Raw genomic sequence first — 12,983 nt, 5'->3', positions numbered from 1 at the left:
TGACCGCACCCGCCCCGGAGGAGAGTAGGAGCGTCACAACAGGTGCCGGAGCTGGTGATTCAGCTGACCAGAGCAGGGTTCCTCGCCCTGCTCTGGTTGTTCGTGCTGGCTGCGCTGCGCGTGGTGCGTTCTGACCTGTTCTCGGCCTCCGGGATGCGGGTCTCGATGCCCGGTTCGGACAAGTCCGGTTCGGGCAAGTCCGGTTCGGGCAAGCTCGGGGGCAGGAAGAAGCAGCCGAAGCAGCCCCGAGGCCGGAACAAGGCGCCACGGAACCTCGTGGTCACGCACGGCGCGTTGGCAGGTACTCGCATTTCCCTAGACGGCCGACCGATCCTGATCGGCCGAGCCGACGACTCCACGCTGGTGCTCGACGACGACTACGCGTCGACGCGACACGCGAGGCTCTCGCTGCGTGGCAACACGTGGTACGTGGAAGATCTAGGCTCTACCAATGGCACATACCTCGATCGGGCGAAGGTCACCGGGCCAACTGAGGTCCGGCTCGGAGTTCCGATCAGAATCGGCAAGACGGTGATCGAGCTGCGCTCATGACCCTCGTCCTTCACTACGCAGCCCGCAGCGACCGGGGTTTGGTTCGTTCCAACAACCAGGACTCGGTCTATGCCGGCCCACGACTACTCGCCCTCGCGGACGGTATGGGTGGCCATGCCGCCGGTGAAGTGGCCAGCAAGGTCGTCGTCGCGGCGCTCGCGCCACTGGACGACGACGAACCCAGTGACGACCTGCTCGGCCAGCTCCGCGACGCGGTGCTCGCCGGCAACAGCGCCATCTCCGAGCTGGTGTCCGAAGACCCCGAACTCGAGGGCATGGGAACCACGCTCACCGCGGCGCTGTTCGCGGGCAGCAGACTGGGTTTGGTGCACATCGGCGACTCGCGCGCATACCTCGTGCGGGACGGCGAGCTCGCGCAAATCACGCACGACGACACCTTCGTCCAGTCGCTGATCGACGAAGGCCGGATCACCGAGGAAGAAGCCGCCAACCACCCGCAGCGCTCCCTGCTGCTGCACGCGTTGACCGGCCACGAGGTGGAACCGAGCCTGGCTGTGCGCGAAGCCCGCGCCGGAGACCGCTACCTGCTGTGCTCCGACGGGCTCACCGGCCCGGTCAGCACCGAGACGATTCGGGAAGCCCTGCGCATCCCCGACCCGCAGCAGTGCGCTGACCGGCTCATCGAGCTGTCGCTCAAGGGCGGCGCGCCGGACAACGTCACCGTGGTCGTCGCCGACGTCGCCGACGTCGGGTTCGGCGGCAACGCCCCCATCGTCGGGGGGGCGGCGGGAAATGGCGATGAGCACCCGCAGCCGGACTCGTCGGCAGCCCGGGCCTCCGCGGTCACCCAGCCGCAGCAGGCCCACACGCCGCAGTCCGCACCCACCGCACCACCGGAGGCGGGCCCTCGCCGCAGGCGTTGGCTCACCCCGCTGCTGGTGCTGTGCGGTGTGCTCGTCGTCCTGGCCGGTATCGCCCTGGTTGGCCGCTGGTGGGTCACCAACCAGTACTACATCGGCGTGAACCGGTCCGATGAAGTCGTCATCTACCAGGGAGTCCAGGGCAGCGTCTTCGGCATGTCGCTGAACCGGCAGATCGAAGGTTCCTGCCCGGCGGACGCGCCGCCGGGCTGCGAATCGATCGAGGTCGGCGACGTGCAGGAGGCGCAGCGCCCGGACCTGCGCAACGGGATCACCGAAGTGAGCGATCTGCAGGCCGCCCGCGAGGCGGTCGTGCGGCTGCGCACCACGGCTCTGCTGCCGGAGTGCCCCACGCCGAAGCCCCCGGAGCAGCGCAATCCGCAGCAGCCCGGCGACCAACCACCCGGCGACCAGCCACCCGGGGACCAGCCACCCGGTGACCGGAACAACGGCGACCGGCCGCAGAACGGCACGGCACCTCCCGCGGAACCGGCTCCGCAGGACCAGCGGGATCCGCGGAACCCGGACCCGAGTGCGGCCGACGCGCCCACTCCGCTGCAGACCGAGGAGTACGAGCCGGGCGTCACGTGCCGGACGGTGAGTTGATGTCCGAATCCGCTCCCGCAACCGGCGCGCAGGCCCCCGAGGAGTCCGCGGCGTCCCGACCCGGCCCCCGGCGGGGCGTCGAACTGCTCCTGCTGGTCTTCGCCAGCTTCATCGTGAGCATCGCGCTCATGCTGGTCGAGCTCAGCCAGGAGCAGGCGGTCACGGCGGAGCTCGCCTACTACGGGCTGGCGTTCCTCGCGCTGTACCTCGCGGCGCACTTCGCCATGCGCCGGTGGGCCCCCTACGCCGACCCGCTCATCCTGCCGCTGGTGTCCCTGGTCAACGGGCTCGGGCTGGTGATCCTGCACCGCCTCGACTACGCGGGTGTCGCGGGCGCGCCCTACACGGGCAAGCAGATCCTGTTCACCACGGCCGGCGTGGTGGGCATGGTGCTCGTGCTGGTGCTGCTCAAGGACCACCGGGTGCTCGCCCGCTACAGCTACACCAGCGGGTTCGTCGGGCTGGTGCTGCTCGCGCTGCCCGGCCTGCTGCCGTCGAGCATCTCCGAGCGCAACGGCGCCAAGCGGTGGCTGCTCATCGGCCCGCTGTCGCTGCAGCCCAACGAGTTCGCCAAGATCCTGCTGCTGATCTTCTTCGCGGCGTTCCTGGTGACCCACCGGGAACTGTTCACCACCGCGGGCCGCCGCTTCCTGGGGGTGGACCTGCCGCGGGCGCGCGACCTCATGCCGGTGCTCGTGGCGTGGTGCCTGTCCGTCGGCATCGTCGCGCTGGAGCGCGACCTGGGCACCTCGCTGCTCATGTTCGGCATCGTGCTGGCGATGATCTACATCGCCACCGGCCGCATGGTGTGGCTCTCGCTGGGCCTGACGCTGTTCGGTGTCGGCTGCGTCATCGGCTACTTCCTGTTCTCGCACGTGCGCGTGCGCGTGCAGACGTGGCTGGACCCGCTCGCCCAGGCCGCGGAGGGGTACGACCCCGGGTACCAGCTGAGAACGGGCCTGTTCGGGCTGGCCAACGGCGGTATCTTCGGCACCGGTCTCGGTGAGGGCATGCCCGGGCTCACCCCGTGGGCGATCAGCGACTTCATCACGGTGGCCGTCGGCGAGGAGATCGGCCTGGTCGGCCTCATGGCGCTGTTCATGGTGTACCTGCTGCTGATGCTGCGGGGCCTGCGCACCGCGCTGACCGTGCGGGACTCGTTCGGCAAGCTGTTCGCCGGCGGTCTGTCGTTCACGATCGCGCTGCAGGTGTTCGTCGTCGTCGGCGGTGTGACCGCCCTGATCCCGATGACCGGTCTGACCGCACCGTTCCTCGCCTACGGCGGCTCGTCGATGCTGGCGAACTACATCCTCATCGGTCTGCTGCTGCGCATCTCCGACGCGGCCCGCAGACCGCAGGAGCCGGTGCGGCCGAAGCAGCCGCAGACGCCGATCGCGGAAGCACATACCGAACTGGTGGAGCGTCCCCGATGAACAAGCCCCTGCGCCGGGTGGCGCTGGCGATGATGGCGATGGTCGTGCTGCTCATGGCCAACGTGACCTTCAAGCAGGTCATCCAGGCCGACGAGTACAACAACGACGAGCGCAACAACCGCAGCCTCTACGACGAGTACTCGCAGCAGCGGGGGCAGATCATCGCCGACGGCCAGTCGCTGGCCAACTCCTCGCGAACCGGGCAGGAACCGCTGGAGTACACGCGGAACTACCCCGGGGGAGCGGCGTTCGCCCCGGTCACCGGCTTCTACTCGTTCATCTACGGCTCCAAGGGGATCGAACGGGGCCAGGACGACATCCTCAACGGCACCGACGACAGCATGGCGTTCAACCGGCTGTCCGACACGGTCACCGGCAAGGAACCGCGCGGCGGGAACGTGGAACTCACCATCGACCCGGACATGCAGCGCACCGCCTACGAGCAGCTCACCAGCAAGGGCTACCAGGGCTCGGTGGTCGCGCTGAACCCGCAGAACGGCCAGATCCTGGCGATGGCCAACGCCCCGTCCTACGATCCCGCCAAGGTCTCCACGCACGACCGCAACGCGGCCGTGGACGCCTGGCAGAACTACGAGAACGACCCGGACGGGCCGATGGTCAACCGCGCCGTGGCCGAGACCTACCCGCCCGGCTCCGCGTTCAAGCTGATCACCACGGCCGCGGCGCTGGAGAACGGCTACACGCCGAACTCCAGGGTGCAGGACGCCGCGGAGATCACCCCGCCCGGCACGAGCGTGCCGCTGCCGAACTACGGCAACATGCAGTGCCAGGGCAACACGCTGACCGCGGCGCTGGCGCACTCGTGCAACACCGCCTACGCCGAGATCGCGGGCGACGTGGGTGCCGACGCGATGCGGAACAAGGCCGCCGCGTTCGGGTTCGGCCAGGACCTGAACGTGCCCATGAACGTGGCCGAGTCGAGCATGGGGGAAATGCCCGACCAGGCCGCGCTCTACCAGAGCGGCATCGGCCAGCGCGACGTGCGCGTCACCCCGCTGCAGAACGCGATGATGGCCGCGGCCGTGGCCAACGACGGCGAGGTGATGAAGCCGCAGCTGGTCCAGAGCACCAGGGCACCGGACATGTCCGAGATCGACGGCTTCCAGCCGGAGAAGCTCAGCCAGGCCACCTCACCGGAGGTCGCCCACCAGATCCGGGACATGATGGTGCAGTCGGAGGAGAACACCTCGGGCTCCGGCAAGATCTCGGGCGTGCAGATCGCCTCCAAGACGGGCACCGCTCAGCACGGCGCCGAGTCCGACCCGCACGGCTGGTACGTGGCCTTCGCACCTTCGGAGAACCCGCAGATCGCGGTGGCCGTGATCGTGGAGAACGGCGGTGACGAGGGCGCCGAGGCGACCGGCGGGTCGATCGCCGCCCCGATCGGACGCGAAGTGATCCGAGCCGGCATGCAAGGGGGTGGCTGATCGGTGCTCACCTCCGGGCAGCTGCTCGCCGACCGGTACCGGTTGCGCCACCGCATCGCCGTCGGCGGCATGGGTGAAGTGTGGCAGTCGGTGGACGTCCGGCTGGACCGCGCCGTCGCGGTCAAAGTGCTCAAGCCGGAACTGTGCGGTGACGCGGAATTCCTGCACCGGTTCCGCACCGAGGCGCGCACCACCGCGGCGCTGAACCACCCCGGTATCGCCGCGGTCCACGACTACGGGGAGACCGCGGCGGCCGACGACGGCTCGGAGGACACCGCGTACCTGGTCATGGAGATGGTCGAGGGTGAACCGCTGGCCGCCATCCTCGCCCGCGAGGGCCGGGTGCGCACCGAGCACACGCTCGACATGCTCGAGCAGGCCGGACGGGCGCTGCAGGCCGCGCACGAACGCGGTCTGGTGCACCGGGACGTCAAGCCGGGCAACATCCTCATCACCGCCGACGGCACGGTGAAGCTCACCGACTTCGGCATCGCCAAGGCCGCCGACGCCGCGCCGGTCACGCGTTCCGGCATGGTGATGGGCACGGCGCACTACATCGCCCCCGAGCAGGCGCTCGGCAGCGATGCCACGCCGGCCAGCGACGTCTACTCGTTGGCCGTGGTGGGCTACGAATGCCTCATGGGCCACCGGCCGTTCCTGTCGGACAACGCCGTGACCGTCGCGATGATGCACATCCGCGACGCGCCGCCGCCGCTGCCGCCGGACGTGCCCTGCGGGGTGCGGCAGCTGCTCGATTCCACCCTGGTGAAGGATCCGCGCCGCCGCTACGCCGACGGCGGGGAGTTCGCGGGCGCGGTGGCGAACGTGCGCGCGGGCGGACCCGTGCCAGCACCGAGCGGGCTGGCCGCTGCGCCCCCGCCCGGGCCGCCTGGCCAACCCGGGTCGCCCGGCCAACCCGGGGCACCCGGCCAGCCCGGGTCACCCGGCCAACCCGGGTCACCCGGCCAGCCCGCACCGGTGCCGGGACAGAGCGCGGTGGCACCGCAGCAGCTGACCTCCGGCCCGGCAGCGCCGGGACAGGCAGCCCTGGGACAGGCAGCCCTGGGACAGGCAGCCCTGGGACAGGCAGCCCTGGGACAGGTAGGTCCGGGCCAGGCGGCGGGATCGCCGGCACCGGGCTCGGCGGCACCGGGTCCGGCCCCGCAGACGGGTTTCACCGCTTCCGCTGCGCACATGCCGCAGCAGCCGGCGCACCAGCAGCCGGCCCGGCAATCGGGCCCGCAGCCGCCGGTGCCGCATCCTGCTGCGCAGCAACCCACGCAGCGATCGGTTCACCCACCGGGTTATCCGACCGGAGCGGTACCCGGGCAGTCGCCCGGGGCGGCGCCTGCTCCGGGCGTCACCGGGCCGCCGGTTCCGCCTCGGTCACGGCACGTCAACCGGGCCGTATTCTGGGTGGCGGTCGTGTTCGCCGTGCTGGTGCTGGTCGTCCTCGGCAGCACCGCGCTGGTGTGGCTGCGCGGCGGGCCGGCGCAGGACGCCCTGCCGAAGCCAGTTTCGTCCGAATCCGGGATCGCGCACACCGTCCTGGCTTCAACGGCAACGTTAGGTCACACTGCGCAACGGCAGGTTGACACGAAAGGGTTTATTCCTACCACCGATAGTGGGAAACGGGACTGCCCGGTCACGACCGGGTGGACACGTGACGAGGTCGGGGGAACCGCACACACAGCCGAAACGACCCGTGGCGGCCCTTAGCGGGGGCGCACGACGAGTCGGCACGATGGGACGATCATTGACACGGATCGGAACGACACTTCGATGAGTTCACCGCGACTTCTTTCCAACCGCTACGAGCTCGAGGACACCCTCGGGTACGGCGGCATGTCCGAAGTGCACCGGGGCCGCGACATTCGACTGGGCCGGGACGTGGCGGTCAAGGTCCTGCGGGCCGATCTCGCCAACGACCCGACGTTCCAGCTGCGGTTCCGCCGGGAGGCGCAGAACGCGGCAGCACTGAACCACCCCGCGATCGTGGCGGTCTACGACACCGGGGAGACCGACTCGGACAGCGGCCCGCTGCCCTACATCGTCATGGAGTACGTGGAGGGGCGGACCCTTCGGGACATCGTCAAGACCGAAGGTCCGCTCAACCCGCGCCGGGCGATGGAGGTCATGGCCGACGCGACCGCGGCTCTGGACTTCAGCCACAAGCACGACATCGTCCACCGCGACGTCAAGCCCGCGAACATCATGATCACCGAGTCGGGCGCGGTCAAGGTGATGGACTTCGGCATCGCCCGCGCGCTCGCCGGGGAGCAGGCCGCGGTCACGCAGACCGCCGCGGTCATCGGCACCGCCCAGTACCTCTCCCCCGAGCAGGCCCGCGGCGAGTCGGTCGACGCGCGCAGCGACGTGTACTCGGCGGGCTGCGTGCTCTTCGAGCTGCTCACCGGGGAACCGCCGTTCACCGGTGACTCGCCGGTCGCGGTGGCCTACCAGCACGTGCGGGAGCAGCCCCGCAAACCCTCCGACCTCAACCAGAGCGTGCCCCCGCCGCTGGACGCGGTGGTGCTCCGGGCCCTGAGCAAGAACCCGGAGAACCGCTACGCCTCGGCGGCTGACATGCGCTCCGACCTGGTGCGCGTGCTCTCGGGCCAACGGCCGAACGCTCCGCTCGTCATGTCCGACGAGGAGCACACCGCGATGTTCGCCGACGAGCCGCCGGAGTCCGAGCACACCGCGGCGCAGGCGCCCGTGCCGCCGGAGGAGGTGGCCGACGGCCAGCACCGGCGCAAGCGGCGCAAGGGCTGGCTCGTCGGCCTGGCCACCGTCGCGTGCTTGGCCGTGCTGGCCGCGGTCGGCTGGTTCGCGACGACGGCGCTCACCTCCAACCAGCCGGAACGCGTCGGCGTCCCGCAGTTCCAGGGCAAACCCAAGGCCGAGGCCATCGGTCTGGCGAACCAGCGCAACTGGAACGTGAACCCGACGGACTGCCACTCCCCGCGCGAGCAGATCGACCAGGTCATCAGGCAGGACCCGGCGCCCGGCGCGCAGGTGGTCAAGGCGAACACCACGGTCACCATCTGCTCCGGCATCGGACCGGAGCAGGTGCAGGTGCCGGACCTGAGCGGGCTGAGCATGGACCAGGCCGCGCAGAAGTTGCAGCAGCAGGGCCTGGAGATGGGCTACAACCCGGAGTACCGGGAAACGGACGACCCGAACCTGGTGGACAAGGTCATCGACTGGAACAACCGCGGCAGCGCGGTCAACAAGGGCGCCACGATCCAGGTCACCATCGGCACCGAACCGCAGACCGAGGAAGTGCCCGACGTGCAGGGCCAGCGCTTCGACACGGCGAAGGCCTACCTGGAAGGCGCCGGCTTCCAGGTCAACCGCCAGGACCGCGAAGCCGACCAGCCGCGGGGCACGGTGGTCGAGCAGAATCCCTCCGGCGGCTCGCAGGCCCGCCCGGGCGAGCAGGTGACGCTCTACGTCTCCACCGGCCAGCAGCTCACGATGCCGCAGGTGCGGGGCTCCTCGCCCACCGAGGTGGAGCAGATGCTCAAGAGCCAGGGCTGGCAGGGGCAGATCAACGAGCAGAACCGCAGGACCGGCGACGAGAACATGGACGGCAGGGTCGTCGGATCCTCGCCCTCCTCCGGGCAGAGGCTGAGCAGGGACCAGGACGTGACGATCTACGTCGGCGAGTACGACGAGGACGCCTCGAGCAGCAGTTCCGAGGAGACGAGCGGCCTCTTCCCGTTCAACTGAGCCGGCCGGTCGGGGTCTCGTCGCAGCCCCCGCCCGCCAGCCTCCGGCTGCACCCCACCTGACCAGGGGTTCGGACGTTTCTCGAGAAAAGTCGCCGACTTTTCTCGAGAAACGTCCGAACCTCCGGCCGGCGGGAGAGCTCAGCCCACCTCGGGGCCGGGCCACCTCGGGGGTTCCTGGCAGTGGCGTTCGGGCTGCGGCGGTGTGCGCGGGGGTGTGCGCGGGGATGACTTCACCCGCGGCGGGCGGTGGCGGCGACCCGGCGGGTCTCGCGCTCCAGACCGTCGAGGACCTCACCCGAGACGGGGTGACCCGCCGCGGCCATCCAGTTGGCCAGCATCCGGTGCCCGCCGTCGGTGAGCACCGACTCGGGGTGGAACTGCACCCCTTCCACCGGCAGGTCGCGGTGGCGCATGCCCATCACCAGCCGCGTGCCGTCATCGGCCCAGGCGCACGCGGTCACCTCGAACGGCTCCGGCACGCTGTCGGCGGTGACGATCAACGAGTGGTACCGCGTGGCGGGGAAATCCGCCGGCAACCCGTTGAACACGCCCCCGCCGGTGTGCTCGATGCCGCTGACCTTGCCGTGCAGCAGCTCCGGTGCCCGATCGACGACGCCGCCCCACACGGCTCCCATGGCCTGCATGCCGAGGCACACGCCGAAGACGGGCCGCCGCTCGTCGGCGCACCACCGGACGATCTCCATCGAGCGCCCGGCGCGCTGCGGCGTGCCCGGGCCGGGGCTGAGCAGCACCCCGTCGGCTGCGGCGAGGTCCGCGTCGCTCACGGCGTCGTTGCGCCGCACCACGCAGTCCGCGCCGAGCTGGGCGAGGTACTGGACGATGTTGTAGACGAAGCTGTCGTAGTTGTCGACGACGAGTACGCGCACACGGCCACTGTAGTGGCAACGGCACCGATCACCCCAGGCCGTCGCACGACTGGACCGGCGGCGCCGGAGAGCCGCGGCGATCGTTCGGTGGCTCGTCGCGCCGTGCGCGGGACCGGGGCTGCCGGATTGATCAATGATTGCGTTAACGTGGTGACGGAGCAGCGGACCGCCGCGCAGGCGGACGCGTCGCTGCTCGTTCCGCCTCCGCGGGTCGCGGCGCCCGTTCGCGCCTGCGATCCGCTCCGCAACACGGCCACGGTCCGGCCCACCCACCGGCCCCCGATCTGGCGAGGACACCATGCCGAAGTCCAAGGTGCGCAAGAAGGATCGCTCTGCCCGGACCACTGCCGGTGCGCGCGCACCGGCGAAGCTCAAGGGGCCGACCCATCCGCTGTATCTGGGCGTCATGTTCGGGCTCATGCTGCTCGGCCTGCTGTGGCTGATCATCAACTACCTGGCTGGTGACAAGATCCCGTTCATGGCCGAGATGGGCGGGTGGAACTTCGCTGTCGGCTTCGGCTTCATGATCGTCGGACTGATCATGACCATGGGTTGGCGCTAGTCGTTGATAATAGTGGCCGGGGGCCGCGGAATCGGACACATCGGAGCGCGACCGTACCCAGCAGAACGACACGGACGTAAGTCATCCCCATGTGGACAACTCTTGTGGACAACTCGGATCGTCGCAGGTGAGCGTGGGTGAACCGCACGAGAGCCGCAGCTGGTCGACCCCGCTCGGACTGGTGGTGACCGGCTGGGTTCTCGTGGCCGCCGCAGCCGTCTGGTGGCTGCTGTCCACCGAGGCGGTGGACCGGCTGTTCATCGGCGTGATCGCTCTCGCGCTGCTGGCGCTGACCGGCTACGCCACGGCCTGCCGACCGCGGCTGCGCGCCGATCCGCACGGCGTCACCGTCCACGGACTGCGCGGGCGCCGCCGCTTCGGCTGGTCCGAGGTCACCCCGCGCACGCACGAGCAGCGCCGCCACGGACGCACCACGCGCACCGTGGAACTGGAAACCACCGGCGGGGAGCTGTTCGTGCTCGGCCGCTTCGACCTCGGCGCCGATCCGGAGGACGTCGCGGCGGAGCTCGAACGCCTCCACCGGGAACGCGGCACCTGAGCCACCCGACCCACAACGGACGGAACGCCAGCCAATCCGCGGATTCTCTAGGTCGAGGCTCCCGAGCCGGGCACCATCACGGTCGTCTGCGCCAGCTGCGCATCGCGCGTGACGATCAGCGCCACGAGCAGCACGAGCAACCCGCCGAGGGCGCTCGCCTGCAGCAGCGTGCGCCGCTGCTGCGGCGCGTACACCAACGCCGCCGTCGCCGCCGAACCGAGGACCAGACCGCCCAGGTGGCCGAACACCGAGATCTGCGGAATCGTGAACGTGATCAGCAGGTTCAGCACGATCACCGTGATCACCGGGCGCAGGCTGATCTTCAGGCGCAGCGCCACCAGCGCGATACCGCCCATCAGCCCGTACACGGCGCCGGAGGCGCCCGCCATCATCGACAACTGCTGGCCGAAGACGAACACGGCGACGCTGCCGCCCAGCAGTCCCAGCACGTACACCGCGAGGAACCGCAGCCGCCCCAGCACCACTTCCAGGTCCCGGCCGATCACCCACAGGGCGATCATGTTCATCGCCAGGTGGACCAGCCCGAAGTGCAGGAACCCGGACGTGACCAACCGCCACCACTGCCCCTGCGCCGTCAGCAGCGGAACCATCGCCAGGTCCGCGCCGAGCTGGGAGTTGAGGTTGGCCTGCGCGCTGCCGGCCACCACCGCGGTGAGCACGAACATGCCCACGTTCAGCACGATGAGCGCGAGCACCACGAACGGTCTGCCGAGGCGGTACTGCGCCCCCGCCACGGTCTTCGGCTCGCGCTGCCGACGCCGCCCCTCGTCGACGCAGTCCACGCAGTGGTACCCGACCGACGCCTCGCGCAGGCAGTCCGGGCAGACCGGCCGCTCACACCGCGTGCAGCGCAGGCCCGTCGGCCGGTCGGGGTGACGCACGCAGCCGGGTAACTGCTGCCCCGCCTCGGACTGCGGCGACGTCCCGGGTGGCACGCTCACGATGCACCTCGCCGGAGTGTGGGGTCACCCAGCCGCGTTCTCGCCGCGCTCGATGGTGACCTTCTCGATCACGATGTCGTTGATCGGGCGGTCGCCCTGCCCCGTCGCGGTGTGCGCGATCGAGTCCACGACCTCCTTGGAGGCGTCGTCGGCGACCTCACCGAAGATGCTGTGCTTGTAGTTCAACCAGCTCGTCGCCGCGACCGAGATGAAGAACTGCGACCCGTTGGTGTTCGGCCCCGCATTGGCCATCGCCAACAGGTACGGGCGGTTGAACTGCAGCTCCGGGTGGAACTCGTCGGCGAACTCGTAGCCCGGACCACCACGGCCCGTGCCCGTCGGGTCACCGGTCTGGATCATGAACCCGTCGATCACGCGGTGGAAGATGACCCCGTCGTAGAACGGGCCGGAGCGTTCACCGCGCGCGTTCGGCGCGTAGTACTCCTGGGTGCCCTCCGCGAGTCCGACGAAGTTGGCCACTGTCTTGGGCGCCTTGTTCGGGAACAGGTTGAGCCGGATGTCCCCCTGCGTCGTGTGCAGGGTCGCGGTCAACGTCATCCCGACGAGCGATCCGTTGTCTTCAGCCACCCGACCATCCTGCCATCGCAGAGCGGGCACACCGTGGTCGGGTGCACGATAGGGCGTGGCTGCCCGCCGACCACGTGTCCGCCTGCGGCAGTCGGTGGGCCATCAGAACCGCCGGGGATCGTCCCCGGCGGAAGTCCGGTCGGCCGGTCCGCACCGGCCAAGGAGGCAGAACATGGACGAAGTCACCACGATGGCCCGTGCCGGGGAGAACATGGGCAAGGTCGTCGGCACCGGCATGCGCAGCGCGCGGCACGGCGCCAAACGCGCGGGCCGCGTCGGCAAGGCCGTGTCCAAGCACGCAGCGGCACGGGCCGATCGCGAACTCGCCCAGCGGGGCCTGTCCACCGCCGAGATCCAGGACCAGCTCGCGCGCAGGACCACCGGGATGTCCCGCAAGGAGCTCGCCAAGCGCAGCCGCAAGATGCGCAAGGAATGGGACAAGCGCACCAAGCAGCAGCGCAAACAGCTCGCCCGCAACACCGAAGCCGCCCGGCGCGAACTCGCCGCCCGCATCGACCCGGGCAGGCCCAAGCACCGCACGTGGCGGTGGGTGGTCCTGGGCGTGCTGGCAGCGGCCTGCGCCGCCGGCGTGGCGATGCTGCTGACGCGCAGGCCGGAGGAGGTCCCCCTCGGAAGCGAGAGGGACGAATACCCCGAACCGAACAGCACCGGGCCGCGCGCGGACACCGACGTGGCGTCCGCGACGCCGAGTCCCGTGCCGAACGCGGACGGACCCGCACATCCCGGCCCGACCGGATGAACCGCACC

At 70.1% G+C, this 12,983-nt stretch carries 11 protein-coding genes and 1 pseudogene; 9 read left to right on the top strand and 3 right to left on the bottom strand.

The window, feature by feature from the left end; translation table 11 throughout:
• The first annotated feature begins 42 nt into the window (after positions 1 to 42).
• From ACVGV2_RS00185 to pknB, 6 genes and pseudogenes are all read left to right on the top strand, one after another.
• Entirely contained in the window at positions 43 to 552 is a 510-nt protein-coding gene (locus ACVGV2_RS00185) for an FHA domain-containing protein FhaB/FipA (protein WP_459164029.1), read from the top strand.
• The gene (locus tag ACVGV2_RS00180; protein ID WP_459164028.1) at positions 549 to 2,039 is read left to right on the top strand and encodes a PP2C family protein-serine/threonine phosphatase; all 1,491 of its coding nucleotides are present in this window, start codon (positions 549 to 551) and stop codon (positions 2,037 to 2,039) included. Before ACVGV2_RS00185 ends, ACVGV2_RS00180 begins: the two co-directional genes overlap by 4 nt.
• Positions 2,039 to 3,472, top strand: coding sequence for an FtsW/RodA/SpoVE family cell cycle protein (locus ACVGV2_RS00175; protein WP_459164027.1), 1,434 nt, complete (start codon positions 2,039 to 2,041; stop codon positions 3,470 to 3,472). Before ACVGV2_RS00180 ends, ACVGV2_RS00175 begins: the two co-directional genes overlap by 1 nt.
• The gene (locus tag ACVGV2_RS00170) at positions 3,469 to 4,920 is read left to right on the top strand and encodes a peptidoglycan D,D-transpeptidase FtsI family protein (RefSeq protein WP_459164026.1); all 1,452 of its coding nucleotides are present in this window, start codon (positions 3,469 to 3,471) and stop codon (positions 4,918 to 4,920) included. The genes ACVGV2_RS00175 and ACVGV2_RS00170 overlap by 4 nt, the downstream gene beginning before the upstream one ends.
• A gap of 3 nt (positions 4,921 to 4,923) precedes the next feature.
• Positions 4,924 to 5,862, top strand: a pseudogene (locus ACVGV2_RS00165) (serine/threonine-protein kinase); the annotation flags it as partial.
• Between the two features lie 840 nt (positions 5,863 to 6,702).
• Complete coding sequence (pknB, locus tag ACVGV2_RS00160; RefSeq protein ID WP_459164025.1) at positions 6,703 to 8,655, top strand: Stk1 family PASTA domain-containing Ser/Thr kinase; 1,953 nt, start codon at positions 6,703 to 6,705, stop codon at positions 8,653 to 8,655.
• Between the two features lie 232 nt (positions 8,656 to 8,887).
• Here pknB and ACVGV2_RS00155 read toward each other — a convergent pair whose 3' ends face one another.
• Complete coding sequence (locus tag ACVGV2_RS00155; RefSeq protein WP_459164024.1) at positions 8,888 to 9,544, bottom strand: aminodeoxychorismate/anthranilate synthase component II; 657 nt, start codon at positions 9,542 to 9,544, stop codon at positions 8,888 to 8,890.
• Between the two features lie 298 nt (positions 9,545 to 9,842).
• Between ACVGV2_RS00155 and crgA the strand changes: the two genes are divergently transcribed.
• Together crgA and ACVGV2_RS00145 are read left to right on the top strand one after the other, a co-directional pair.
• The gene (gene crgA, locus ACVGV2_RS00150) at positions 9,843 to 10,106 is read left to right on the top strand and encodes a cell division protein CrgA (RefSeq protein ID WP_459164023.1); all 264 of its coding nucleotides are present in this window, start codon (positions 9,843 to 9,845) and stop codon (positions 10,104 to 10,106) included.
• 133 nt (positions 10,107 to 10,239) lie between these two features.
• Positions 10,240 to 10,665 carry a PH domain-containing protein gene (locus tag ACVGV2_RS00145; protein WP_459164022.1) on the top strand — a complete coding sequence of 142 codons (426 nt, stop codon included), beginning with the start codon at positions 10,240 to 10,242 and terminating at the stop codon, positions 10,663 to 10,665.
• A gap of 47 nt (positions 10,666 to 10,712) precedes the next feature.
• Here ACVGV2_RS00145 and ACVGV2_RS00140 read toward each other — a convergent pair whose 3' ends face one another.
• The gene (locus tag ACVGV2_RS00140) at positions 10,713 to 11,627 is read right to left on the bottom strand and encodes a rhomboid family intramembrane serine protease (RefSeq protein WP_459164021.1); all 915 of its coding nucleotides are present in this window, start codon (positions 11,625 to 11,627) and stop codon (positions 10,713 to 10,715) included.
• Between the two features lie 24 nt (positions 11,628 to 11,651).
• Positions 11,652 to 12,185: a peptidylprolyl isomerase gene (locus ACVGV2_RS00135; RefSeq protein WP_459166077.1), complete on the bottom strand. Its 534-nt coding sequence runs from the start codon at positions 12,183 to 12,185 to the stop codon at positions 11,652 to 11,654.
• A gap of 202 nt (positions 12,186 to 12,387) precedes the next feature.
• Here ACVGV2_RS00135 and ACVGV2_RS00130 point away from each other — a divergent pair, with 202 nt between their 5' ends.
• Positions 12,388 to 12,975 carry a hypothetical protein gene (locus tag ACVGV2_RS00130; RefSeq protein WP_459164020.1) on the top strand — a complete coding sequence of 196 codons (588 nt, stop codon included), beginning with the start codon at positions 12,388 to 12,390 and terminating at the stop codon, positions 12,973 to 12,975.
• Positions 12,976 to 12,983 lie beyond the last annotated feature (8 nt).

Source organism: Bounagaea algeriensis (assembly GCF_054491375.1).
Note: the sequence above shows the minus strand (reverse complement) of the source record. Positions and strands in the feature narration are given on the sequence as shown.